The sequence below is a fragment of the Enterococcus sp. S86.2 genome, assembly GCF_059834485.2.
In genome coordinates this window covers 1139248-1163989 of sequence record NZ_CM206813.1, presented here as the reverse complement: position 1 = coordinate 1163989, position 24742 = coordinate 1139248, and the positions used below count along the sequence as shown (strand labels likewise).

Here is a 24742-nt window from a genome sequence, read left to right as displayed (position 1 = left end):
ATCATAAGAACCTTGTAATATCAAGGATTTTGGGCATTTTAAGCAGCTTTTTTCACCTGCATGATTCTTTTTATCAAAAGGGAGCGTTATCTTTTGATAAAGCGATAAAAATATGATAAAATCGCTATTTTCGCCGTCTTGGAATAACTCGAATTGGCGTTCCTTCAAAGGTGAAGGCTTTCCGAATTTGGTTTTCTAAAAAGCGTGCATATGAAAAGTGCATCAATTCTTCTTCATTCACAAAAATAATAAAGGTTGGTGGTTTTACTGCCACTTGCGTTGCGTAAAAAATCTTCAAACGTTTGCCTTTATCTGTAGGTGTTGGATTAATTGCCACCGCATCCATTATAATATCATTTAAGACTGCTGATGGAACCCGAAGATTTTGATTCATGCTGACTTCTTCAATTAATTCTGGTAATTTTCCTAGGCGTTGTTTGGTTACAGCAGAAACGAAAATAATCGGTGCGTAATCCAGATATTGAAACTCATCTCTAATTTCAGCTTCAAAATCGCGCATGGTATTGGTTTCTTTTTCAACTAAATCCCACTTGTTGACAACTATAATCATTCCTTTACCGGCCTCATGAGCATAGCCTGCTACCCGTTTGTCTTGTTCCCGGATACCTTCTTCACCATTTAAGACCATTAAAACAACGTCGGAACGTTCAATTGCCCGCATTGCTCGCATGACCGAATATTTTTCGGTACTTTCATACACTTTGCCACGCTTACGCATACCAGCTGTATCGATCATTAAAAATTCTTGCCCGTTTTCAGAAGTAAAATGCGTATCAATTGCGTCTCTAGTTGTTCCTTCAATATCTGAAACGATTACGCGATCTTCACCTAAAATTGCATTGATTAAAGAAGATTTTCCAACATTAGGACGACCGATCAAACTAAATTTAATAACACCCTCGTCTTCTTCTTCCATTTCATCACTAAAATGTTTAACAGCTTCGTCTAATACATCCCCTAGACCTAAACCATGGCTACCAGAAATTGGATACGGATCCCCTAGTCCTAAAGAATAAAACTCATAAATTTCAGAACGCATTTCGGGATTGTCGACTTTATTGACAGCTAAAATTACTGGTTTATTACTACGATATAAAATCCGTGCGACCATTTCGTCAGCATCAGTCACGCCTTCTTTAGCGCTCGTGACAAAAATAATCACATCAGCTTCATCAATTGCAATTTCTGCTTGATGTTTAATTTGTTCCATAAAAGGTTCATCACCTAAGTCAATCCCACCAGTATCAATAATACTGAAATCGCGACCTAGCCATTCACCACTTGCATAAATACGGTCTCGCGTAACACCTGGAGTGTCTTCCACAATTGAAATACGCTCACCGGCAATACGGTTAAAAATTGTCGATTTTCCCACATTGGGACGGCCGACAATCGCAAGAGTTGGATTTGCCATAACTCTACCTCCTCGTTTCTTCACAACAATTTCTTTTAATAAAAAATTTTATCTTTATCGTAACAAAATTTATCTGATAATACAGTCCACTTGCACAATCTTTCTTAGTTTACCTAAAGCACAGACAACATGCAAGTAAAAAAAAGAAAAGAGACACTGCATCTCATAGAGAAATTATGCAGTATCTCTTCATTTTTTACAACTTATAAGAAATTATTCTTCGTCTTCTTTAACGACGTCATTTGCATCTTCAGAAACAGTTGCTTCTTCATTTGCATCATCATTATCAGCTAAAGCTTGACCTAAAATATCACCCATTGTAAAACCAGTACTTTCTTCTGGTAATTCATAGCTGTCTTCTTCCACAACTTTTTCTTCAGCTGGTTTTTCTTCTAATGCTTTCATTGAAAGCGCAATGCGATGTTCATCAGGATTTACTTCCAAAACTTTCACTTTCACTTCGTCACCTTCATGCAATACTTCATGAGGTGTGGCAATGTGTTTGTGAGAAATTTGGGAAATGTGAACCAATCCTTCTACCCCTGGGAATACTTCTACAAAAGCACCAAAACTTGTTAGACGTTTTACAGTACCATCTAAAACTGTTCCCACTGCTGCCTTTTCTTCAATGTCAGACCAAGGTCCAGGCAAAGTATCTTTAATAGATAATGAAATACGTTCTTTTTCAGGATCAATCGATAATACTTTTACTTGTACTTTATCGCCAACTTTTAGAGCATCGCTTGGTTTGTCGACATGACTATGAGAAATTTCAGATACGTGAACTAAACCATCAATTCCCCCCAGGTCAACAAAGGCACCAAAATCAGTTAAACGTGCAACTGTCCCTTCAATCACATCACCATCGTGAATAGAACTTAACAATTCTTCTTTACGAACAGCTTTTTGTGCTTCCACAACTGCTTTATGTGATAAAATCAAACGATTTTCTGATGGTTCAATTTCGATAATTTTGAAAGTCAAAGTTTGACCTTTATATTCTTCAAAATCAGCTACAAAATGATCTTCAACCATTGAAGCTGGCACAAAACCGCGCACGCCAACATCAACAACTAAGCCACCTTTAACCACATTGGTAACAGGAGCTTCGATAATTTTGCCATCTTTAAAGTCTTGTTCAATATCTTCCCAGACTTTTTTTGCATCTAAACGGCGTTTTGATAATAAGTAACTACCGTTTTCTTTATCTTTACCAATCGAAGAGATGACAACTAACTCTAAGACATCCCCTACTTTTACAGCTTCGTTGATATCTTCAACTGGAAGAGTTGATAATTCTTTAACTGGAACTACCCCTTCAACACCAGCGCCTTCAATACCGACGATGGCTTGTTTGTCTTCAACGGCTAAAACTTCGCCTTTGACAATATCCCCCACCTTGACTTCTTGGAAGCTTTCCAAAGCATCCGCCATAGATTCGCCGTTTTCTACTTGATTGTTTTCAAATTCTGTCATGACATATGTCCTCCTAACCAACAATTAATCGATCGCTGTGCACTACACACTACAATTTTAAGTTTAAATTATTCTACCCCAAAAATAAAGCGATTTCCATTATTTCTTGAAAATTGCTCCATTTTAGCGTTTTTTCCCTTTAAAATTGATGTTACCAGTAAATTTCATCCGAAGATAGGGTTACTTTAGATAAAATTTAGCCTCTCAGTCTATTATAACGACACAAAAAACATTTCACCAAACAAAAAGACTTACACCTAAACTGTGTAAGTCTCAAAAATTACAAATAACCTTTTTCGTTAACAACTGCTTTAATCATTGCCACTACTTCTACGATTGTTTTTCCGGTCGTATCAATTAAAATTGCATCTTGCGCTTGTTTTAAAGGAGAGACTTCACGATGAGAGTCAATGTAATCCCGTTTTTCAATTTCTGCTTTTAACGTTTCAAAATCTGTTGGGATTCCTTTTGCCTGATTTTCTTTGTAGCGGCGTTCTGCTCTTTCTTTGACACTTGCAACTAGAAAAATTTTCACTTCAGCAGCTGGTAACACAGCTGTGCCAATATCCCGTCCATCCATCACCACACCACCGTCTTTTGCGATGATTTGTTGTTGCTTAACGAGCTCTTTGCGAACTAACTCATGGGCAGAAACTTCAGAGACGTTATTGGTGACATCTGATTTTCTGATAGCTAAGGTGACATCCTCACCATTAATAAAAACCAATTGTCCAGCTTCACTTTGCTTAAACGTAATCGGATAACGATGGATTAGCGCAACTAGCCCTGCTTCATCTGAAAATAAGACGTGATGTTTAATCGCCATGAAAGTCACACTACGGTACATAGCGCCTGTATCCGTATAGATGAAGCCGTAATCTTTTGCTAAAATTTTCGCTACTGTACTTTTACCAGAAGAAGCTGGTCCATCAATTGCAATATTAATTTTTTCCATTTGTTTGCCACCTATCTTTAGACATTAGAAAAGTTTTTTAAATACTTTTTTTAACAAACGCTTAAAGTAACCTTCGCTTCTAAGTAAGAACTTAGCATGTACAAAGTAAATTAAAAAACTAGACATTAAGAAAGCCGAACCAAAAATACCGTGATTTTTGGAGCGGCTATTTTTTACTTAATTCGTAATTGTTGGCCTGGATATAACAAGAAGTTATTTGGATCAATGCCATTTAGTTGATATAGTTGATCAACTGAAATCCCAGCTCGCGCTGCAACTTGATTTGGACCTTCACCATTTTGAACAGTGATGTATTGTTCACCAGCTTGTGCATTTTGATCTTGTTGATTTTGATTTTGTTGTTGATTTTGGTTTGCTTGATTTTGTTGCTCTTGGTTTTGATTTTCTTGTTGATTATTTTCCGTTGAGCTTGGTACTGATTCTTCACTTGAACTTGAACTTGATTCACTTTCAGAAGATTCAGTCGTTGAACTTTCGGCTGTTGAAGATTCTTCAGTCGATGATTCTTTGGTTGAAGAAACTAATGACGAAGAAGCCGTTGATGGTGTAGAATCGGCATTCTTCTTATCATGTGTTAACCACATAACAAAGCCTGCTGGTACTAAGATACAAAGTGATAATAAGATAACCAAAATAACTAAGAACTTTGATGTTCCACGCTTTTGACGGCGCTGTTGTGCTCGTGATGAAGTTTCATCATCGGTATCATAAATTGGTTGTTCCCATGGTTCTTGTGTTTCGTTGTCAAAATCATTTTTCTTTTTACTCAATGTTCCTACCTCCTGAAAAGCTTTCGCAGTGTATTATACCATAGGCATTTTATTGTTGTCGCTAAAATATAACTTCAATCGTTTTCTTTAAATAATTTTAGGAAAATCTCCTGCCAATGTTTTGTTTCAGTGCTTCTCTTTTGTACACTTTGGCTATATTTTATGACCGCATTGTCATTATCACAACACTCAGGTGGCTTTTGTTGCAAACTTTCAGCAAAATTATCTAAGATAAAAGCGCGGCGACAAGTAGTCGTTTGAATATAAGCTAGCATTTGAGCTAATTTATCACTTTTCACCTGCTCATTTACTTTTAGCGCTTGTAACACTTCGTTAGAACCTATACTCTGACTCAAATCAAGCCACTTTCTTTGTAGTTCGCTATTTATTTCCGAGCGTTCATTTAACAATTGTTGGAAACCACTACGTTCATCTTGGCGCATTTGTTTGAAGTAATGATGAATTTTTTCATCATTTTTTTGATAAAGTAATATTGCCTGGCTTATCTTGCCATCCCGTCCTGCGCGGCCGATTTCTTGTACATAGTTTTCAATACTGTCAGGTAGATCAAAATGGATAACAAAACGAATATCCCCTTTGTCAATCCCCATTCCAAATGCATTAGTCGCAATTAAGATATCAAGTTGGTTACTTTGAAATTGCAACTGTAAGCGACTTCTTTCACTCCCATTTAAACCACCGTGGTAAAAGCCGACATTAAATTTGTCTTTTAAGTTTTGATAAAGAAATTCTACTGTTTTTTTGGTAGCGCAATAAATAATTCCCGGACCGAGCATATTTTCTAATAAGTTTTCTAAGTCGTACAATTTTTCTTGCGTGTGCTGTACAAAAAGACGAATGTTTTTTCGATCTACTGATTTTTTTACCAACTGATAATCGTTATCCAGTAAAAGTTGGGCAATATCGGTTTGAACAAAAGGTGTCGCCGTTGCCGTTAACGCTAGTGTAACGGGATTATCTAAAAATTCTTTGACCTTATTTAATTGCCGATACTCCGGTCTAAAATCAATGCCCCATTGCGATACACAATGAGCCTCATCTATGACAAACAAGCCAATTTTTTGACGTTTTAATACTTGTAAAACCTTTTTTTGCCATAGCATTTCAGGGCTAATAAATAAAAACTTGTAATCTGCTATATGAAGCAAGACAAATTCTTTTTCTGCGGCTGTCAACTGACTATTTAAAGCCACCGCTGGTCCTAATTTAGGCTGTATTTGATTTACTTGATCTTCCATTAGTGCAATTAGCGGCGACACGACAATTGTCATCCCTGAGATTAAATAACTGGCTAATTGATAACACAAACTTTTACCAGTTGCTGTTGGTAAAATGCCAAGAACATCTTTTTTTGCTAATAGTGCTGTAATTACTTCTTTTTGACCAGGCCGAAAAGTTGTAAAGCCAAAATAGTATTTTAGACTATCCTCTAATATCATAATTTTCGTCCCTCTTTTGTTTAATTTGATACAAGCGAAACTCGATAAAATCCAACGGAAATTTTTCATTTACAGCACTATAGCGCATGGCATATACATCTTCTTTTGCAGCGAGTAAATCTAAGTTTTCCCGGCTGGCTTTTGAAATAAAGCGCTCAAAGGGAAAACTTTCTTCGTATAATGACCATTCAACAATATGGTCAGAAATTGTCCCGACTTTTAAATCACGAATCTGTGCAACTTCACCAATTGATTTTTCTTCTAATAAGAGTTGTCTTGTATAAAGCATACTCTTGTTATAATTCTGTTGTAAAAGACCTTTTAAAAGTTGATAACACAACGTCTTTTTCTGAGCTTTTTTTATTTCCTTTAATAACGGGTGCAGACAACTAGCCTGATAAAGTTGACTCCAAGGCTCCTTTTGATATTCGTCTGGCAGTATTTGATAAGCAGTTTTAGCCAAAACAGTAGCCCCGCTAAATTGTTGCGCTAAAAAATCGCCTGCAACTTGTGTTAGTTTATTAAAAAGTTGCGCTAATTCTTCATATAAAATATCCGGACTTGCTTTTTGCTGTGTGATGAGTTGGGCAACTGGACGTGTAAATAACGGACTTGTCTCTAAAGGGCGCAAATTTTCTTGCCCTTTTGAAACCTGTTGAATAAAGTAAGCCAGTAGTCGAAAACAATTTTCATCACTGCGACCAAAATTAAAATAATCCACTTCAAGTAAACTTTCTCTTAACTGAAGGTTCAATTGGCTTTGTCCTTTGGCTGTAATCCGAAAAGTTGCAGCCTCACTTTTAACCAACAATCCTTCATTTTCTAACGTGGCAATAGCATTTTCAAATACTTTTAAAGAAAGATCTACTTGGCAACCTAAAAAAGGTAATAAATTCGTAAAAAAAGCATAACTCATAATTGCTGATGTTCGCTTGCCTTTTAGCAAATGAAAAAGCGTACTGGTCTTTAACTTGTCAGTCATTGAAAATAAGGCTAAAATAAATTGATTCATAAAAAATCCTCCTGAAAGTTGGTGGAAAAAATGACGACGACTTGCCGTCTTGTCCCAGAACGCTGTATCGCCTGTGGTCTTTGTGCAATTTATGCACCCGATATTTTTGATTACGATGAAGAAGGTATCGTTTTGTTTAAAGAAGAACCAGAAGCTAGCCAACAGTTTGTACGTACCAAAGAACTCACTGCAGTAAAAAAAGCCGCTGCTAAATGTCCTGTCAGAGCAATTTTACTTGAAAAAGAAAAAGCGCGCTAGTTGAAATTACTTTAAAAATACTACTTTTAAATAGCATACGAAATAACAGAAAAAAAAACAAAATAATAGAAAAAACGAAATAAAATACCCAAACGCTCAAGATTGTCCTTATCTCACAGTTATAAAACTGTCAGTAAGAAGATCATTGCGTTTGGGTATTTGTGTTAATTTTTTCGTTTAGAGCTGTGTGAAACTATTTTGCACATAAACGATAAATAGATTCAGCGTAAATGTCCATTGCTTTGTACATTTGGTCTAATTCCCATTGTTCATTGGCTTGGTGCATAAAGTCTGGTGTGTCTTCAAACATTGCACCATAAGCTACACAATTTTTCATTGTGCGGGCAAAAGTTGCACCACCAGAAATTTCAGGTTCTGTCATATCCCCTGTCATTTCCCGGTAAGTTGCTAATAATGTTTTGACTAAAGTAGAATCTTGAGGGACATATAAAGAATCTAACCAATCAAATTCTTGATAAGTCAAATCGTATTCCTTCACTTTTGCGGCAATTTTTTCTTCTAATTCTTCTTTTTTAACTGTTACTGGTAAGCGCATATCTACACCAATTTTAGTTTCTTTTGGCGAAATAGTTAAACTGGCAAAGTTCATTGTCAACTCACCTGATTGCGCATCTTGTGTTTTACCAACAACATTTTCGCCTGTTGCATTTTCCTTAACTAGTTTGCCTAAGAAATTCAAAGGAGCAAAGTCGACCACTTCACTTAATGCCATAGCTAAACGCGTAATTGCGTTAATTCCTTCTGGTGCGTCTTTTGCGTGAACGCTCTTACCTTGAACAACAACTGTCTCCCCTTCCATTTCATAAGGGAAGCCTAATTTGTCTAAAGCAGCTTTGACTGCATTTACGTGTTCACCTTCATAAGGGGCTGTATCTGGCACAACGTTTAGCGCACCACCAGCATTAACAGCAATTTTATCCGTTCCTGGGCCAACAAGATAAGCTTGTAGCAAACCTTTTTCAGCAAATGTTAACGGGAAGCTGTGGTCTGGCGCGATTCCAGCTGTTGCACTTTCTTCTTTTTCGTTATATTTTTCCATACAACGCCATAAGTTTTCTTCATCAGAACCAAAGATAAAACGAATGCGTTGGTTAAATTCAACACCATCATCCATTAATGCTTTAACAGCATATAACGCAGCCATTGAAGGACCTTTATCATCTTGGGAACCACGACCGTAGATAATACCATCTTTAATGACTGGATCAAACGGATCAGTATTCCAACCTTTTTGTTCGGCGGCTGGCACTACATCCATGTGACATAAAATCGCAAATAAATCGTCTCCTTGACCGACTTCAGCATAGGCATAGTAACCTTCTGGATCTTTAAACGTCCGAAAACCAATGCTATCACAAATTTCTAAAACTTGATCTAAAGCTTTCACTACGTTTTTCCCGAATGGATGGCCTTCACCACTGTCAGATTCATCTAAAACTGAAGGAACCTGGATTAATTTTTTTAATGCTTCGACTGCTTCTTCGTGATGCTTTTGGGTAACGAATTGTTTCATTGTACTACCTCCTAAATTTTAAAAGTAAAAAAGTAAAGTTGCATAACTTTTTTACAAATTACCAAAAATAAGAAAAAGAGAGCTTCAAGAATAACCGAAACTCTCTTTTTAAAACTGAGAAACTCAGTTATAGATATAAAGTTAACTTCATCTTAGCCAAATTATGAAAATTTGTCTATCTTATAGTATTGTCCCAATTGCAAGCAAGATACAAATTGCCACAAATAAAATGGCAATTAATTTGGTGATGTATTTCCACCATTTACCAATATCAATGCGGGCAATCGCAACAGCACCCATAACAATAGCAGAAGTTGGTGTAATTAAGTTTACCAAACCTGAAGCTGATTGGTAAGCTGTGATAACTAAATCTTTACCAACACCAGCAAATTCGCCCATTGGTCCAATAATACCCATTGTTGCTGCGGCAAGACCAGATGTTGATGGAATTAAAAATGACATTGGAATGTAGAAAATAAATGTCAAAATGATAAAGACGATAGATGAAAGACCTGAAAGTCCTTTTTCACCCCAGTTTAAGATGGTATCGGTGATCATCCCGTTGTTCATCACAACTTGAATACCACGGGCAACAGCTACGACGATGGCAACCCCGATTAAATCAGAAGCACCCGTTAAAAATTCAGAAATAAAGTCTGATTCTTTAAAGCCGTAAACAATTGCAACAATAATTGACATCAATAAGAATAACATTGTAATTTCTGGGAAGTACCATTGACCAAATGGTAGCATATCTTTTCCTAACACCATGCCTAAACCTGGAAGACCAGATAACCATTTAGTAAAGTTGGCAAAAATATTAATCCCAAATTCTTCCCAAGGAATTAAACTCAAAATCATCAAGAAGAATGTCAAGATAAACAAGATATTTACGTTACGTTGTTTTTTCGTTACGCCTTCTTGACGGTTAATTGCTTCAATATCGAAATGTTTTGCGTCTTCTTCTCTTTGGCTGTAAACGATTGATTGCGTTGGATCTTTTTCAATTTTTGCTGCATAACGATAAACGTAAGCAATTGAAATACCCACCAAGACAACCCACATGATAATACGTAATAACATACCGTCTGCCATTGAAATACCAACCGCATCAGAAGCAACCCCTGTGGCAAATGGGTTAACTGTTGATGCTAAACAGCCAACTTGAGAACCAATTAGCACGATTGATACAGCAACGATAGAGTCAAAACCAACCGCCATCATAACTGGAATCAGTAATGAATAAAACGGAATTGTTTCTTCGGCCATCCCATAAGTTGAACCGCCCAAAGCAAAAATTGGTAATAAGATAAAGATTAAGTTCTTTTCACGGCCTTTAAAGCGTTTTACGATTGAGCCGATACCTGCATCTAATGCGCCGGTTTTGTTAACGATTCCAAGAAATCCCCCAACGATTAAGATGAAAAATGAAATCGAGATAGCTGGATCTGTTGTATCAGAACCTAACATCCCTAAAACTGGTGCCATCATAACATCGTAGAACCCTTGTGGATTTTGAGCAACCCGTTCATAGGTTCCTGCTAAAATGTTACCAGCATCGTCCACTTTATAATGACCGGCTGGAATGAACCAAGTCAAAATGGCGATGAATGCAATGATAATGAATAATACCGTGTACGCTGAAGGCATCTGGAATTTTTTCTTCGTTTGCGTATTTTCCATTTTTTCTCTTCCTCTCTTTTCTATATTGTAACTATAAAATAGATTACATAGTTATTTTATCAAAGATAAGACGATCTGGGAAATAATTACACAAGTTTTTTTATCGTCTTTTTCTTTTTGTTATTATGCATATTCATTTTATAGTGTACGAATTTGTAAGTAGAACGGATTGCCACGGTCTTTGTTCCACTCCTACAATAATTGTAACGCTAGATTTTTTTACTAATATGAAAAATACCCACTTGAAAACGTGATGGATTTCTCTTTATACAATACCTTTTTGATTATTATACAATTCATTGCATATAAAAACCCAACGAGATGAAAACGCTTTATCATTTTGCTTCTTTTTGTATTTTATTTCATTAAAAAAAAGCAATGTTTTTTTGAATTAAAGATTTCGTATTTTAATAATCCTAGTTAGCTAGAAAATTTGGGCACAAAACACACAATTTTCCGCAATAAGTTAAATTTGTGGGAAGTTTTTTAGCCACTGTTAATTTTTTAAAAGTTTTTTTATTTTTGAAGGATACGTTTTGAGATAGTGATTGACCGATTGCTAAAAAATTCTTATCAAAAAAAGATGGCACAAATGTCTGCTCAACATTTGTGCCATCTTTTCAATTTTAACCAATGTGTTGTTGTTTACGTCGTTTTTGCTCTAAAAATGGAAGCAATTTGGTATAAATGACTAAGAATGCTGCACTGACAATCGCACCTTTTAATAAATTAAAGGGTACAACCCCAATTGCAACGTATTGAGCCAGTGACATGCCTAACATTTTATCAGCTGTCAGACCTAGTACATTTAAATAGACAGGTGTGATAACAAAATAGTTAGCAATACTCATGAAAATCGTCATAGCTAAAACGCCACTTGTTACCCCTAAAACTTTTCTGGCAATTTTTTTATTACCATCTTTATTCCCGTTAAAGAAATAATACATTGGTAAAGTAAAGAGTACACTAGCAAAAAAGCTTGCAGCATCGCCAATTAAATTACTCAACTCTAAGCCGGTTGTAAGTAGGTGTAATAAGGAGCGGATAAAAGCAGTCGCAATCCCTGCCATCGGCCCGAATAAAAACATGCTCAACATTACGGGTATGTCGCTAAAGTCAACTTTCATAAAAGAGAAAGCCGGTAAAAGTGGAAACGCAACATACTGTAAAATAACTCCCATTGCCGCAAATAATGCGACAGCCACCATTTTTTGTACCTTTGTGTTCTTCATTGAAATCCTCCTAGGTAAGGACCCATCTTCAATCGAACCTTTTGAAATAACTTTTCCAATAAAAAAACTCTATTTTCCATGCAGGGAAAATAGAGTTAGAGTTATCTGAAATAAGCTACTTCAAATAAGCCCTATCTTCTTTATCCAGACTATACTGTCGGTATCGGAATTACACCGATTCAACCGCAACTTAATGCAGTTCGTGGACTATTACCACCGGTCGGGAATCACACCCTGCCCCTGAAGACGAACCTTGTATTTAATTACACTTACATTATATAAGAAAAGAGAAAAATTACAAGTATTAATTCTTGGCTAAATTTAAAAGTTGGCTAACCTCTTTTTTGTGCAAAGGACGATACTCCCCGGGGCGTAAGTTTTCTAAGGTTAAATTGCCATATTTTTCCCGCTTCAACTTTTGCACAGGTAGACCTACTGCTTGCAACATTTTTTTAACTTGATGATTGCGACCTTCGTGGATCGTTAGTTGAATAATTGAAGTTTGTGCCTTTGTATCAGCAGATAAAACATCATAGCGTGCTGGCGCATATTTGACACCTTCAAAATACAAGCCGCGACTTAATGGCCGTAATTGTTGTTTTTCTGGCACGCCTTTTACTTTAGCCACATAGACTTTATCGACTTCGTGTTTGGGGTGAGTTAGTTTTTGGGCAAACGCACCATCATTTGTTAATAATAATAATCCTGACGTATCATAATCCAGACGACCGACCGGATAAATTCGTTCAGAAATTCCCATAAAGTAATCCGTTACCACTTTGCGTCCCTTATCATCACTAACCGCAGATATGACTCCACGAGGTTTATAAAACATAAAATAAACAGGTTCTTCTTGATTAATTGGAACGTTATCTACTTCAATTTGATCTTTGGGACTGACTTTAATTCCTAGTTCTGTTACCGTTGTGCCATTAACTTTGACTCTTTTTTGCGTGATTAATTCCTCTGCTTTACGGCGTGATGCAATGCCTGCATGGGCAATTACTTTTTGTAGTCTCTCCATCATTCTTGTCCTCCATTTTCTGTTTCCTTGAAACGATCAAAAAATAAATCCATCGGGACATCTTCTGTTAATTCGTCTTCCATCGCTTCTATATCCGGCAATTCACCTAATGTTTTAAGACCAAAGTAGTCCATGAAATAATCGGTTGTTCCATATAAAATTGCCCGTCCTGGTCCATTAACTCGGCCTTTTTCTTCAATCAATTGTCGGGCGACTAATTTTTGAACAGAGCCGCTAGATTGAACGCCGCGAATCTCATCGACTTCCATTCTAGTGAGGGGCTGTTTATAAGCAATAATTGCAAGCGTTTCAAGCGCAGCTTGCGATAAGGTATTTGACAGAGGCGATTGCGCATATTTTTTTAGCAGCGGAGCAAATTTCTTTTTTGTCGTTAAAACAAAATGATTCCCTACTTCTAAAATATGCAATGCGGAGTTTTCATCTTCGTCATAGCACCCTTGCAATAATTGAATCATTTCATAAGTTTCTGCTGTTTTGGTATTTAATAAGTAGCTTAATTCTTCTAAGCCAATTCCTTCGTCTCCAACTACGAATAAAATCGCTTCTAAATCACTGATCTTCATCTTTTTCTCCTGTTGCATATAAGGTAATCTCACCATAGTTTTCTGATTGAACAATTGCCACACTTCCATTTTTCATCAGTTCCAATAACGCTAAAAAGGTAGTGACAACTTCACTTTTTGTATAGTTTTGTAAAAAATCAGCCAAATTTTTCCCCTCGTGAGGTTTTAAATTTGCTAATCCAATTTTTATAACAGACATCTTGTCTTCAATGGTGGTTTCATCAGAAGTAATAGTCGTTTCGATTACCTGACGCTTTTTCTTTTTTTCCAGCATATTATGAAAAGCCAAAAACAAGTCGATGGTATTTAATTGATTCGCAGGTAAAAGTGGGCTATCCTCTTTATACTCGTCCACATCCATAGGTTCTTTGGTAAAGTAATCGCTGCGTTCTTTGGCTTTATCTGACAAGATTTCAGCTGCATATTTAAATTTGCGGTATTCCAGTAGTTGGCTGACCAAAACTTCTCTTGGATCTTCTTCATAAGCATCTTCTTCTGCCACAAATTCCTGTTTAGGCAAAAGCATTTTGGACTTAATTGCCATAAGGGTTGCTGCCATAACCAGATAATCCCCCGCAACTTCTAACTCTAAAGTCTGCATGGCATGAATGTATTGCATATATTGCTCTGTAATTGCTGCAATGGGAATATCGTAAATATCAATTTCCAATTTTTGAATCAAATGCAGCAATAAATCCAATGGACCTTCGAAAACATCCAGTTTAACATTAATCTCACTCATAATTCACCAACTTTTATGCACGCGGGAAATATTGCTTATAGACATCCGTCATGCGTTTTTTTGTAATATGGGTATAAATTTGGGTTGTGGAAATATCGGCATGACCTAATAGTTCTTGCACCGTTCTTAAATCAGCACCATTTTCTAACAGATGGGTAGCAAAACTGTGGCGTAATGTATGAGGCGTTACCGTTTTATAAATACCGGCTTTTTGTACAATCGCCTTTAAATTTTTCCAAATTCCCTGCCGACTAAGTCCACTACCGTGATTATTCACAAATAGGTGGGATTCTGCTGGATTTTTACGAGTCAAATAAGGTCTGGCATCAGCGAGATAACGACGCACCCATTTTATAGCGATATCACCCAAAGGTACAATCCGCTCCTTATCGCCTTTGCCCAAAGTTTGCAACAATCCCATTTCTAAGTGGACATCGTTTAATTTTAAATTAATCAATTCACTGACCCTTAAGCCCGTTGCATACATCACTTCTAAAATTGCTCGATCTCTTAAGCCCAATGTTTCTTTGGTATCAGGTGTGCCAAGCAATTGTTCAACTTCGCCTAAACTTAATGTATCTGGCAATTTTTGCTGTTTTTTAGGAGAATCAATATGTTGCATGGGATCATGATCTGTAATGCGTTCTTGCCGTAAAAACTGGTGAAATCGTCGTAAACTCGTAATCATTCGAGCAATCGTTGCACTAGATTTTCCGCCTTCTTTTAGTTCCTGTAAAAAACTAACAACTGTAAAACGATCGACTTCTTGCCAGTCAGTTATCTTTTGTTTTTCTAAAAAGGAGAGGTATTGTAAAAGATCTCGTTGATAACTTTTCTTTGTATTTTCAGACAGACCTCTTTCAATTGTCAAATAATGTAAATAATCTGTAATTTGTTCTTGCATAATTCTCCCTTGCCTTCTTCAATTGCACCTTTATCATCATACCAAATGAAACCCATTTATAACAGATAAAAAAATAAGCTACGCCAAAGCCTTCAATTGACTCTGGCATAACTTTATTTTTTTTGACAATTTTGACATAATCCGTGAAAAGTTAAACGATGATCTTTGACAACAAAATGATATTTATTTTCGACTATTTCTTCCACGTCACCTAATAAATCTTCTTCAATTTCCTCAATATTGCCACATTCAATACACAACAAGTGATGATGAAAATGTTGTGCTCCTTCTTTTCTTAAATCATAGCGCGAAACACCATCATTAAAGCTAACCTTATCCACCACGTGTAATTCTGTTAAAATTTCTAAAGTGCGATAAACAGTAGCTAAGCCAATTTCAGGACTTTTTCGTTTTACAAAAAAGAACACTTCTTCAGCAGAGAGATGATCTTTTTCATTTTCTAATAAAACTAACAACGTTGCTTCTCGCTGCGGAGTTAATTTGAATCCGGCTTCGTGAAGTTGTTGTTTCACTTTTTTCATTGTAGTTGTTGTATCCATATATCCTCCGCAACCTTCTTTATAATAATTCTAAACTAGCCTTTAATTACAAACCCTAGATTATACTTATTATAAGGAAAAAGCAAGAATTATACAAGGTCTGTTTTCTCAATTAGATAGGTAAATCCATCTTTTTGCATCACTAATTTTGCTTTTAGCAAATGTCCCATCGCCCGTTTAAATTGTCCTTTACTAATCCCAAACATCTCTTGAATGCTTTGGGGATCAGATTTGTCGGTATACGGCATTTTATTTTCTTTAGCACGACGCAAATACGCCAATAACATTTCTGCATCATCACTAATTGCCTCATAGGCCCGTGGTTTAAGAGAAACATTCAATACACCATCTGGTCTCACCCCAATGACGCGTCCTGAGACGATTTCTCCTAAGCGTGGTTCTTGGTACCGCTCGCTAGGATGAATAAAGCCAAGATAAAAATCTTCTGTTAAAAGATACGTTCCAGCAATTTTCAAGCGAAAAACAGTTCCGGTAATATTTTGATTTTTTTGTTCTTCCTTGCCCTTTTTACTCATAGAGCGAAAAACTTTTTCTTCTGCCAGCGTACCCCAAATACGGTCTTTTTGATCGACGCGTAAAGCGACAAGCAAACGATCACCTTTTTTAGGCCATAATTCCGTTAGTGTTGGTAATTCATCTAAAGAAACCGCAACTTCTTTGTCTGGTAAACCAATATCTACAAAGACACCTAAGTCTCGTCTAGTGGCAATAACCGTTGCAAAGGCATAGTGTCCTTTACGACTTTTCGGAATATTGGTTGTTAAAGCATTTTCATGCCGTTGATTTTGATAAGCAAAACCAGTGACACTTTCGCCTAATTGGTGCTCCCCTTCACTTTTTGGTAAACGAAACGTCACACCGTTTTTTTGGACAAAATAGGCCGTTTCGTTTTCATCTGTTACCATCCCACTAATAATAGTAGCTAATAATTCATTCATAATTTTTTCTCCTTGTTGCGCACATGCGCCTAACTAGATGACTAGCCGGATTAAAGCAATCGCTACAATGCCGACAATCACAATTTTCATTAAGTCCTTCGTATAGTAACCTACCATTAAAGCAGGGATGCTGGCAAGTACTTCTGGTCCTTTAATAGTAGGCCAATTTCCTGATCTAAAGTTCAGCAGACTCTGTATTAAAAGGGCAAATAAAATGCAAAGGGGTAAATACGATAAAAATATTTCCGCTCTAGGAGGAAATTTCAATTTTTGCGCAAAGGCAAAAGGTAGAATTCGTGGAATCCAAGTGACGATACTACAGCCTAAAATTAAAATCAAGATATTCAAATTAAGCATCATGAGTCACCGTCCCTACTAAACAACCAATCAAAGTTGCCGCAATTACTGCAATTTCAGCCGAAGTAAACCGCATAAATAAAACTAAGGCGATAACGACACTAGCAAGCACTTGTAGTGTTTGTTTCGTTCTTTTTTTTAATGGTAACTCAATTTGAAATAAACATAAGCCTAAAAACATCGCGGTTAATGCAAAATCCAAGCCAAATCGATTTGGATCAGGAATAAATTGACCTAAAAGGCCTCCGCACACATTGGCTAAAGTCCAAGTCAAATAGGCAGCAACATTTAGTCCGTGCATCCATTTTGCAGTCAACGGTCGTTTTTCTTGTAGCGCTGTTGTTAAAACACCATAAGATTCGTCAGTTAAAAGTGTACCAATGCCGATATTATTTAAAATTGAGTAGGGTTTAAAATAGCTAGTTACAGATAAACTCATCAAAAAATGCCGCGAATTAACTAAAAAGACCGTTAAAATAATAGTCGAAATCGGCGCTTGAATTGCTAATAAACCACAAATAATAAATTGACCGCTACCTGCATAAACAAATAACGATAACAATAAAATTTCTAAAAGGGAAAGTCCCACACCTTTTTCCACAACACCTGCAGCAAAACCAATTCCAATATAGCCTAACATTGTGGGCACACAAGCTTTCACACCATCTGAAAAGCTTTCATAACGCTGTACTTCTTCCACAAAAATGCCCCCTTCTTTTCGTTTGCTTTTAATCATAACGAAAAAAAGAGGGCAAGACAAGCAATTATCAGAAAATAAATAATATTCGTTTTTTTACTATCGAATGGTATGGTCATTGCCGTTACCACGGAAATAACCTGTTTTACAATTAATTGTGACAATGTAATATGGTAAAGCTTTTGCCGAAATTCCTTTTAGTAAAGAAGACTGCGTATTAGTAGCATACAAGTTATAATACCCTTCGCCATTTTCAATCGTAACAGGTTCTAAATAATAACCACCAGCAACAATATAACCTCGATCAATACAGGTTTGAATAACTTTTTCTTGGATACCAGAATTCCAGACCCAGGCAGGATTTGCACTATCTGCTACAGCACTTGGATTTGTGGCCATAATTGGTGCATTGTCTGTATTGGGTCGCATATTTGGTGATGCTTCTGCTGGTAAACTACCTGCTTGTGAATTTTGGCTGCTAGTAGTACTCTGCGCTTTTTTGGCGGCATTAGCAGCAGCTTCTGCTTCTGCTTGCTCTTGCTTTTTCTTAGCCGCAGCTGCTTCTTCCTTGCCTAATTTCGCATCAACTTTTTTTAAATTAGCTACTAAAGTTTGTTTTTGATTGCCGTCGACCAGTTTTGCTACTGCTTTTTGGGCAGCTTGATATTGTGTGCGCGTCGCTTTATCTTTAACCTTATTGTCTGCATACACAACAGCCACGGCTTTTTGGGCGCTTGTTAAATCATTAAACTGAGACTTAGCTTCACTAATCACGCCGTTGATTGTTTTTGCAAATTCATCTTCTGCAGTTAATACTTCAACATTTATTGCGTCACCTTTGATTGCGATATCTTTTTTCACTTGGTCACCACTTATAATCGGACTTTCAAACAGATTATTTACACGTGTAACAGTGGCAATTTTTTCTTTGATACGGCCAATTTCATTGGTTAAATGGTGAGCGCGATCTTTCGTTTCAGTATTGCTAGCTTTTTTTGTTAACTCTTTAACTTGCGCGGTTAAATCCGTTAGTTCATCACTTGTTTTATCCGCTTTAACAAATTGTTGCTGCTTATCAGTATAAAAGTCAGCCAGTTGGTTTTGGATAACTGTTTCTTGTTTTTCAATTTGTTGTTGCTCTTTTTGCGCCGTAGCTTTTACACTTTGATCATAACCATAATAGCCAACTCCTCCACCTAAGACAAGTACTGCGGCTAAAAGAACATATGGCCATTTCTTTTTCGGTGCTTTAGACGTTGTTGGCTTGTTATTATCATTAAGTGCCGCAGGATCAATTTCATTTTTTTCAGTTTCCTTAGGTATTTTGCTTGCTTCAGATGGTAAAACGGCGTCTTCTTTTTTATCCTGGTCTACATCTGTTTGCTCTTTTGTTGGTAAAGTTGATTTTGGCAGCATATGGTCAGCTTCAGTTTCTTCGCCTTTGCTTGTGGCAACTTTTATTTCATCTGTAGCTGTAGTTGTCTTCTTTGTGACTGAAGCCGCTTTTGACACCGTCGTTTCACGTATTGTTTTTGCTTCTTTTTGCGATTTTTCACTTGGCTCTTCGTTTAGCGCTTCACTTGGTGCTTCACTTTGTTCCTCATTTGGCTCTTCACTGGCGGCAGTGTCTTTTTCGTACGTTCTGGAATCCTTTTTACTTTCGTCAATTTCTTCATTCTTTGACTGAAAGTTAGATAACTCTTCTTTAGCCTCTTTAGCCTCTTCGTTGCCCGCTATAATTTTCTCGTCTTTATCCTCAGCTTTGGTTTGTTTAACTGCTGGTGTCGATTCGTCTTCTTCATAGTCATCTTTATGCTTTTTAATATAATCAGCTAAAATTGGATTCACATCAGCCAAATCATCTTCTTTTGTTGCTTCATTTAAAGACTCTTCCATCACAGAACCAATTGAAACATCTTTAAAATCCGACCATTTAACGGAATCATTATTTTCGCGATTGTTTTCTTTAATCGTTGCAAGTTTCCCGGCAATATTTTCTTTTATTTCTTCACCACAACGCGGACAAACCATTTTACCCTCAAGAGGTTCAAACCCACAGTGGGGACATTTGTTAATCACTGTTTTTCTTGCTTCCTTTCTGCATAAAACTTTGATTTCACATTAGCCAGCTAAAAAACTGCCAGACTATCTAGTCTATTATAAACGTTTCGGCTTAGGATAGGAAGTTAGGATTTTATTAAGAAAATTACAGGTGCAAAACGTTTACTAAAAATTAGCCGCATAAAAAAACTGTTGCGCCATTTTTATAGCGCAACAGTTTTTTTATTCTAAGAAATCTTTTAATTGTTTAGAACGAGATGGATGGCGCAATTTTCGTAGTGCTTTTGCCTCGATTTGGCGAATCCGTTCTCTGGTAACACCAAAGACTTTTCCGACTTCCTCAAGGGTTCTAGTACGTCCATCATCAAGACCAAACCGGAGACGTAAGACATTTTCTTCTCGGTCTGTTAAAGTATCTAAAACATCTTCAAGTTGTTCTTTTAATAATTCATAAGCTGCATGTTCAGCAGGACTTGTTGCTTCTTGATCTTCAATAAAATCACCCAAATGTGAATCATCTTCTTCACCAATTGGCGTTTCCAATGAAACAGGTTCTTGTGCAATTTTTAAAATTTCGCGAACTTTTTCAGTTGGCAAATCCATTTCAGCTCCAATTTCTTCAGGCGTTGGTTCCCGACCTAAATCTTGTAGCAATTGCCGCTGAATTCGAATTAATTTATTGATAGTTTCAACCATGTGCACAGGAATACGAATCGTCCGGGCTTGGTCAGCGATAGCCCGTGTAATTGCTTGACGAATCCACCACGTCGCATATGTTGAAAATTTGAAGCCTTTACGATAATCAAATTTTTCAACGGCTTTCATCAAGCCCATATTGCCTTCTTGAATTAAATCCAAAAATTGCATTCCGCGCCCAACATATCGTTTTGCAATCGAAACAACTAAACGCAAATTAGCCTCTGCCAAGCGTTGTTTTGCTTCTTGATCGCCTTCTTCAATTTTTAAAGCTAGTTCAACTTCTTCTTCAGCTGTTAAAAGCGGAACCCGGCCAATTTCTTTTAGATACATCCGCACAGGATCGTTGATTTTAACGCCTGTCGGGGCAGATAAATCTTCTTGTTTAGCTGCTTCTGCTTTTTTTTCATTGCTCTTTAAGCTGTGAACAGACGGTTCACCATTTTCATCAACAACACTGATACCAGCATCTTCGACTTTTTGGATTAATTTGTCCATTGCATCAGCATCTAATGAAAAAGGTGTGGCCAATTTATTGGACAACTCGTCGTATACGACTTGGCCATTGGGTTTATTTTCTTTGATAAAAGCATTTACCGCTTTATCATATTCTGTGTTTTGTTCTTTTGCCATGAAAAGAAGGCCCCCTTTGTGTAGTTAAGCTTGCTGCAATTTTTTTGTTAAATCTATTATTTCAACTGCCAACTCCAATGCCTGTTGCATATTGCCCAATTGACTTGCTTCTTGCTGCAGAAATTTCTTTTGATTAATTTTTTCAGCAATGCGCGCCTTTTGGAATAAACGCAAAATGCTTTTTATTTCTTCTTCTGAAGAATCTTGTGGCACAGTGAGATAGGCAATTTCAATCACTTTATTTTTTATTGACGTCTCCGTCAAATAATCGAGAAAATCCGGTAGCGAAAAACTACCAAAACTCTCAATAAAGTTTTCATACATAAAATAAATTGTTTGGTACTCGTCGTGAATAAAAACTAATTGCGCTTGCTGTAGGCGTGCCAGTAATGAACTGTCGTTGAAAAGTCGATATAAGACCAACTGCTCACCACGTTCCACCTGTGTTAACGCTCGTTTTGGTGTCTGAGGCAATACAGTGCTTGATGAGTCGCCACTCACATCATGACTTGCTTGTTCATAGTCAGCCTTTGGTTGGGTTGGCTTTTTTTCTGCTTGCCGACGCGCTTGTTTAAATTCACTTAGTTGTTGTTGCAATGTTTCACGACTTAAATGAAACTCCATTGCAATTTGGGTTAAATAACGATCTTGTGCTAACAAAGAATCGACTTTTGCCAATTCTTGCAACAGCTCCGTAACATAATCCAATTGTTCCTTTTCATTACCTAAATTGCGATTTTGGCGCAAGTAGGCCATTTTAAAACCAAAAACCGTCTCACGCCCGTGATACGCCAAATCATAAAACGCCGCACTACCATATTTTCTTACATATTCATCTGGATCGAGTTTTTCTGGTAATTGTAAAATTGCCAAATCCAAATTACTGTGTTCAGCCAATAAGCCAATCGCACGATCAGTAGCAGCTAATCCTGCTTTATCTCCATCATAGCTAATGACAATTTCACCAGCAACGCGTTCAATTGCAGCGATTTGCTGACTAGTTAAACTCGTTCCCATGCTGGCAATTCCGTTTTTCACACCAGACTGCCATGCCGCGATAACATCCATAAACCCTTCAAATAAAAACACCGTATTTTCTTTACGAATAGTTGGTCTGGCTTTATCAAAGTTAAAGAGTACTTGCCGTTTGTTGAATAATTCAGTTTCCGGCGAGTTCAAATATTTCGGTTGATTTTCTCCTTTGAATTCTTCTGTTGTTAAAATTCTGCCGGAAAAACCAATTGTCTTACCCTTTGCATCATGGATTGGAAACATAATCCGCTGGTAAAAACGATCAGCCAATTCTCCATTTTCCCGCTCAACAAAAAGTCCCGTCTGTGCTAGAAGTGCAGTCTCAACTTTCTCGTTTGCAAAAACTTGCCGTAAAAACTGTCTTTCATTTGGAGCAAAGCCAATCTCAAATTCTGCAATCAGCTCTTCTGTTAAGCCGCGGTTTAACAAATAATCTAGCGCAGCTTGTCCAGCAGCAGTATTTACCAACATATGATGATATACTTCTTTTGCTTTTTCGTGGAGCTTAATTAGCCCTTGCTGCGGCGAGTTTAGCGTGTATGCTTGCGTATCAATTTTGTACTCAGGGGCAAAAGGAATTTGTTCAATCTCAGCCACCTTAGCCACTGCTTCTGGAAAAGTTAACCCTTCCAATTCTTCCACAAAACCAAAAACATTGCCGCCACGACCACAACCAAAACAATGGAAAATCTGCTTATCTTCAGCAACAGAAAAAGAAGGTGTTTTTTCTTCGTGAAAAGGACATAAGCCTACATAGTTTTTGCCGGCTTTTTTAAGCTGAACGTATTGGCCGATGACTTCGACGATATTGCTTTTTTCACGAATCTCATCAATTACATTCTGAGGTATTCTTGCCACTTCACTCACCTCCAGCCTGCAAATTATTAAATAATTGTTATCGGTAAAAAATCGCACTAATTAAAAATCAGCGCGACTTCAAAAAAGACCCAATAATACAAACTATATTCTAACATATTCTTATTGTTTTTCAAGTGTTACGCCCCAAAGTGTCGTAATTGAAAAAAACGAAAAAATAGTGGTTGCAAAAAAATAATTTGTTAATCTTTCATATTGAATGTTCAAATACTTTTTATTTGTATTGATCTTCTAGTTTACTCATCCAAGCTCCTAATAATATACCTAACACACACAAGACAAAGCAGCCTGCATAACTACCGAGATTAAAACCACTGTAATTTGTTGGGACAATCATCACGGTTGAAGCAAAAACAATTCCTAAAATAAAATGGAATAATTGCGGATACGCTTTACTAAAAATATAATCCATTACTTTTGATAAGCCTAAAACGGTCACAATCCCACCAATGCCAATTGGAATAATCACACTGAAATTCAAATCTTTAATGCCGTCAGACATAGCCTTATACATTCCCATATAAACTAAAAAGTTAGAAGGACTAAGCCCAGGCACGATCATTCCCAGACCAATTAAGCCACCAGCAATAACCCAGGTGAAAAAGTTTTGATCCACATGTGAGAATAAGCCAGAACCTTTCCATAAGAACAAAAAGCCCAAAACAAAGCTGACTGCTAAGATGATAATTTCTCGCGTACTCCTCCCTTTTTTTCCTGCTTCTTGCCATAAAGCCGGTACAGTTCCAATAATACAGCCTACAAAAAACCATAAAATAATTGTTTCATAAGTTCCCAGTAAAAAACTAACGACAAAAGATAACAAAAATACTCCCGTAACACCGCCTAGTCCAACTGGGATAAAAAACAAAACATTTTCTTTAAAGTTGCGGGTAATATGAGCTAAAAAAGAAATAATCCGTTCATAAATACCAAAAATCGCTGCTAACGCTCCGCCAGAAACCCCAGGTAAAATAAAGCCAGAGCCAATAAACATCCCTTTGACAAAACGCAATAGCCAATCTTTGGTTTTCGCCTCTTTTGACATTGATTTTTCCATTACAACTAAACACTCCTCATCATAAATTCAAATTAAACAACATAGCTAATGAAAATTCCCTTTTAAAGTTTAGCATACTTGCCTTGGCTTGCAAGTTAAAATAGAAAGTTTGTCCAATTGATTTTCTTTTCATTCATCTTTACCACGTCAGCATAAAATAAATTGCCGCCATTGTGATATAAAAATCCTCCATTGTAAAAAATAGACTGCAGTCCCCAATAGCGATATTTTGTTTGCTCTTCATTCCCTAAAATTGGTGACAAAACATTTTTAGAATAGCTTTCCGCCAACTTTAATGTATTTTTACCACCATTTTTTGCAACGTAATCAACATAGTCGAGACCAAAGTTATAAGCCTGAACCGCCGTCCAAATGTCACAATCGGCATCTTTTGCCTTTTTAATAGCTTGTGCCAGAAAATTTACTCCTGCATCAATGCTTTCATAAGAAGTGGCAATTTTATTTTGCTGGCCATAGCTGCTTTCAGAGCTTTGCATAATATCAGAGCCCCGACCTTTTGACTCTGTAAAAATAATCGCTTGTGCCAATTGTTTTTGATCTTGAATTTGATATTTTTTTACTGTTTGTGCCACGATAGCATCATATTGATGCACCCGTTTTAGTATTTGATAATTGCGATATCCTGTCACCATGACACCGATTAAAATGATCAAAACGATAATTTTCAATAAGAACTTGCTAATCTTTTTAAACATATAAACCA

The 24742-nt window shown here is 36.8% G+C and carries 23 protein-coding genes and 1 riboswitch; of the genes, 1 reads left to right on the top strand and 22 read right to left on the bottom strand.

The features are described from left to right. Positions 1–124: 124 nt before the first annotated feature. From der to AC6R0T_RS05275, 6 genes are all read right to left on the bottom strand, one after another. Positions 125–1435 carry a ribosome biogenesis GTPase Der gene (gene der / locus AC6R0T_RS05300; RefSeq protein ID WP_206905617.1) on the bottom strand — a complete coding sequence of 437 codons (1311 nt, stop codon included), beginning with the start codon at positions 1433–1435 and terminating at the stop codon, positions 125–127. Positions 1436–1648: 213 nt separating this feature from the next. After that, positions 1649–2911, bottom strand: coding sequence for a 30S ribosomal protein S1 (gene rpsA / locus AC6R0T_RS05295; protein WP_303753528.1), 1263 nt, complete (start codon positions 2909–2911; stop codon positions 1649–1651). 280 nt (positions 2912–3191) lie between these two features. Further along, entirely contained in the window at positions 3192–3866 is a 675-nt protein-coding gene (cmk, locus tag AC6R0T_RS05290; RefSeq protein ID WP_230708707.1) for a (d)CMP kinase, read from the bottom strand. Between the two features lie 173 nt (positions 3867–4039). Beyond that, a complete protein-coding gene (locus AC6R0T_RS05285; protein WP_206905612.1) occupies positions 4040–4657 on the bottom strand; it encodes an SAG1386/EF1546 family surface-associated protein in 618 nt (205 codons plus the stop codon). Positions 4658–4731: 74 nt separating this feature from the next. Then, positions 4732–6117 (bottom strand): RecQ family ATP-dependent DNA helicase, encoded by a 1386-nt coding sequence (locus tag AC6R0T_RS05280; RefSeq protein WP_303753527.1) that lies wholly within the window; start codon positions 6115–6117, stop codon positions 4732–4734. Continuing rightward, positions 6101–7129: a helix-turn-helix domain-containing protein gene (locus tag AC6R0T_RS05275; RefSeq protein WP_303753525.1), complete on the bottom strand. Its 1029-nt coding sequence runs from the start codon at positions 7127–7129 to the stop codon at positions 6101–6103. The genes AC6R0T_RS05280 and AC6R0T_RS05275 overlap by 17 nt, the downstream gene beginning before the upstream one ends. Positions 7130–7159: 30 nt before the next feature. Here AC6R0T_RS05275 and AC6R0T_RS05270 point away from each other — a divergent pair, with 30 nt between their 5' ends. Beyond that, positions 7160–7387 (top strand): ferredoxin, encoded by a 228-nt coding sequence (locus tag AC6R0T_RS05270; RefSeq protein WP_206905609.1) that lies wholly within the window; start codon positions 7160–7162, stop codon positions 7385–7387. Positions 7388–7580: 193 nt separating this feature from the next. On the opposite strand, the gene AC6R0T_RS05265 is transcribed toward AC6R0T_RS05270, so the two are convergent. From AC6R0T_RS05265 to AC6R0T_RS05190, 16 genes are all read right to left on the bottom strand, one after another. After that, positions 7581–8921 carry a M20 family metallopeptidase gene (locus tag AC6R0T_RS05265; protein WP_303753523.1) on the bottom strand — a complete coding sequence of 447 codons (1341 nt, stop codon included), beginning with the start codon at positions 8919–8921 and terminating at the stop codon, positions 7581–7583. A gap of 180 nt (positions 8922–9101) precedes the next feature. Next, positions 9102–10604, bottom strand: a complete 1503-nt coding sequence (locus tag AC6R0T_RS05260; RefSeq protein WP_230708718.1) for a YfcC family protein — start codon at positions 10602–10604, stop codon at positions 9102–9104. Positions 10605–11230: 626 nt separating this feature from the next. After that, on the bottom strand, positions 11231–11836 hold the full coding sequence (locus AC6R0T_RS05255) for an ECF transporter S component (protein WP_303753521.1): 606 nt from the start codon (positions 11834–11836) through the stop codon (positions 11231–11233). Positions 11837–11965: 129 nt separating this feature from the next. Continuing rightward, a riboswitch (FMN riboswitch) is annotated at positions 11966–12088 on the bottom strand. A gap of 52 nt (positions 12089–12140) precedes the next feature. Continuing rightward, positions 12141–12860, bottom strand: coding sequence for a pseudouridine synthase (locus tag AC6R0T_RS05250; RefSeq protein WP_230708997.1), 720 nt, complete (start codon positions 12858–12860; stop codon positions 12141–12143). Then, the gene (gene scpB / locus AC6R0T_RS05245) at positions 12860–13444 is read right to left on the bottom strand and encodes an SMC-Scp complex subunit ScpB (RefSeq protein ID WP_303753520.1); all 585 of its coding nucleotides are present in this window, start codon (positions 13442–13444) and stop codon (positions 12860–12862) included. Before scpB ends, AC6R0T_RS05250 begins: the two co-directional genes overlap by 1 nt. Then, positions 13431–14186, bottom strand: coding sequence for a segregation/condensation protein A (locus AC6R0T_RS05240; RefSeq protein ID WP_230708724.1), 756 nt, complete (start codon positions 14184–14186; stop codon positions 13431–13433). The genes scpB and AC6R0T_RS05240 overlap by 14 nt, the downstream gene beginning before the upstream one ends. A 13-nt stretch (positions 14187–14199) precedes the next feature. Beyond that, entirely contained in the window at positions 14200–15090 is an 891-nt protein-coding gene (xerD, locus tag AC6R0T_RS05235) for a site-specific tyrosine recombinase XerD (protein ID WP_230708726.1), read from the bottom strand. A gap of 113 nt (positions 15091–15203) precedes the next feature. Beyond that, the gene (fur, locus tag AC6R0T_RS05230; RefSeq protein WP_206905589.1) at positions 15204–15650 is read right to left on the bottom strand and encodes a ferric iron uptake transcriptional regulator; all 447 of its coding nucleotides are present in this window, start codon (positions 15648–15650) and stop codon (positions 15204–15206) included. A gap of 89 nt (positions 15651–15739) precedes the next feature. Then, positions 15740–16609 carry a CvfB family protein gene (locus AC6R0T_RS05225; RefSeq protein WP_230708728.1) on the bottom strand — a complete coding sequence of 290 codons (870 nt, stop codon included), beginning with the start codon at positions 16607–16609 and terminating at the stop codon, positions 15740–15742. A gap of 33 nt (positions 16610–16642) precedes the next feature. Beyond that, positions 16643–16966 carry a branched-chain amino acid transport AzlD family protein gene (locus AC6R0T_RS05220; protein ID WP_206905777.1) on the bottom strand — a complete coding sequence of 108 codons (324 nt, stop codon included), beginning with the start codon at positions 16964–16966 and terminating at the stop codon, positions 16643–16645. Then, positions 16959–17702, bottom strand: coding sequence for an AzlC family ABC transporter permease (locus AC6R0T_RS05215; RefSeq protein WP_268990956.1), 744 nt, complete (start codon positions 17700–17702; stop codon positions 16959–16961). Before AC6R0T_RS05215 ends, AC6R0T_RS05220 begins: the two co-directional genes overlap by 8 nt. A gap of 60 nt (positions 17703–17762) precedes the next feature. After that, positions 17763–19694, bottom strand: coding sequence for a cell division site-positioning protein MapZ family protein (locus AC6R0T_RS05210; RefSeq protein ID WP_303753518.1), 1932 nt, complete (start codon positions 19692–19694; stop codon positions 17763–17765). A 252-nt stretch (positions 19695–19946) separates the two neighbouring features. Further along, positions 19947–21053, bottom strand: coding sequence for an RNA polymerase sigma factor RpoD (gene rpoD, locus AC6R0T_RS05205; RefSeq protein ID WP_206905576.1), 1107 nt, complete (start codon positions 21051–21053; stop codon positions 19947–19949). A 24-nt stretch (positions 21054–21077) separates the two neighbouring features. Continuing rightward, positions 21078–22943, bottom strand: coding sequence for a DNA primase (dnaG, locus tag AC6R0T_RS05200; protein WP_303753516.1), 1866 nt, complete (start codon positions 22941–22943; stop codon positions 21078–21080). Between the two features lie 232 nt (positions 22944–23175). Then, entirely contained in the window at positions 23176–24018 is an 843-nt protein-coding gene (locus AC6R0T_RS05195) for a DUF368 domain-containing protein (RefSeq protein ID WP_303753514.1), read from the bottom strand. A 95-nt stretch (positions 24019–24113) separates the two neighbouring features. After that, on the bottom strand, positions 24114–24734 hold the full coding sequence (locus AC6R0T_RS05190; RefSeq protein ID WP_303753513.1) for a lysozyme family protein: 621 nt from the start codon (positions 24732–24734) through the stop codon (positions 24114–24116). Positions 24735–24742 lie beyond the last annotated feature (8 nt).

Excerpts from the sequence above, each read along its gene's own strand:
- AC6R0T_RS05220 (WP_206905777.1), bottom strand. The coding sequence starts at position 16,966 with ATGCTTAATTTGAATATCTTGATTTTAATTTTAGGCTGTAGTATCGTC.
- AC6R0T_RS05250 (WP_230708997.1), bottom strand. The coding sequence starts at position 12,860 with ATGGAGAGACTACAAAAAGTAATTGCCCATGCAGGCATTGCATCACGC.
- cmk (WP_230708707.1), bottom strand. The coding sequence starts at position 3,866 with ATGGAAAAAATTAATATTGCAATTGATGGACCAGCTTCTTCTGGTAAA.
- AC6R0T_RS05275 (WP_303753525.1), bottom strand. The coding sequence starts at position 7,129 with ATGAATCAATTTATTTTAGCCTTATTTTCAATGACTGACAAGTTAAAG.
- xerD (WP_230708726.1), bottom strand. The coding sequence starts at position 15,090 with ATGCAAGAACAAATTACAGATTATTTACATTATTTGACAATTGAAAGA.
- rpoD (WP_206905576.1), bottom strand. The coding sequence starts at position 21,053 with ATGGCAAAAGAACAAAACACAGAATATGATAAAGCGGTAAATGCTTTT.
- AC6R0T_RS05265 (WP_303753523.1), bottom strand. The coding sequence starts at position 8,921 with ATGAAACAATTCGTTACCCAAAAGCATCACGAAGAAGCAGTCGAAGCA.
- AC6R0T_RS05190 (WP_303753513.1), bottom strand. The coding sequence starts at position 24,734 with ATGTTTAAAAAGATTAGCAAGTTCTTATTGAAAATTATCGTTTTGATC.
- AC6R0T_RS05215 (WP_268990956.1), bottom strand. The coding sequence starts at position 17,702 with ATGATTAAAAGCAAACGAAAAGAAGGGGGCATTTTTGTGGAAGAAGTA.
- AC6R0T_RS05270 (WP_206905609.1), top strand. The coding sequence starts at position 7,160 with ATGACGACGACTTGCCGTCTTGTCCCAGAACGCTGTATCGCCTGTGGT.
- fur (WP_206905589.1), bottom strand. The coding sequence starts at position 15,650 with ATGGATACAACAACTACAATGAAAAAAGTGAAACAACAACTTCACGAA.
- AC6R0T_RS05225 (WP_230708728.1), bottom strand. The coding sequence starts at position 16,609 with ATGAATGAATTATTAGCTACTATTATTAGTGGGATGGTAACAGATGAA.
- AC6R0T_RS05195 (WP_303753514.1), bottom strand. The coding sequence starts at position 24,018 with ATGGAAAAATCAATGTCAAAAGAGGCGAAAACCAAAGATTGGCTATTG.
- AC6R0T_RS05210 (WP_303753518.1), bottom strand. The coding sequence starts at position 19,694 with ATGGTTTGTCCGCGTTGTGGTGAAGAAATAAAAGAAAATATTGCCGGG.
- AC6R0T_RS05280 (WP_303753527.1), bottom strand. The coding sequence starts at position 6,117 with ATGATATTAGAGGATAGTCTAAAATACTATTTTGGCTTTACAACTTTT.
- AC6R0T_RS05240 (WP_230708724.1), bottom strand. The coding sequence starts at position 14,186 with ATGAGTGAGATTAATGTTAAACTGGATGTTTTCGAAGGTCCATTGGAT.
- rpsA (WP_303753528.1), bottom strand. The coding sequence starts at position 2,911 with ATGACAGAATTTGAAAACAATCAAGTAGAAAACGGCGAATCTATGGCG.
- AC6R0T_RS05260 (WP_230708718.1), bottom strand. The coding sequence starts at position 10,604 with ATGGAAAATACGCAAACGAAGAAAAAATTCCAGATGCCTTCAGCGTAC.
- scpB (WP_303753520.1), bottom strand. The coding sequence starts at position 13,444 with ATGAAGATCAGTGATTTAGAAGCGATTTTATTCGTAGTTGGAGACGAA.
- der (WP_206905617.1), bottom strand. The coding sequence starts at position 1,435 with ATGGCAAATCCAACTCTTGCGATTGTCGGCCGTCCCAATGTGGGAAAA.
- AC6R0T_RS05255 (WP_303753521.1), bottom strand. The coding sequence starts at position 11,836 with ATGAAGAACACAAAGGTACAAAAAATGGTGGCTGTCGCATTATTTGCG.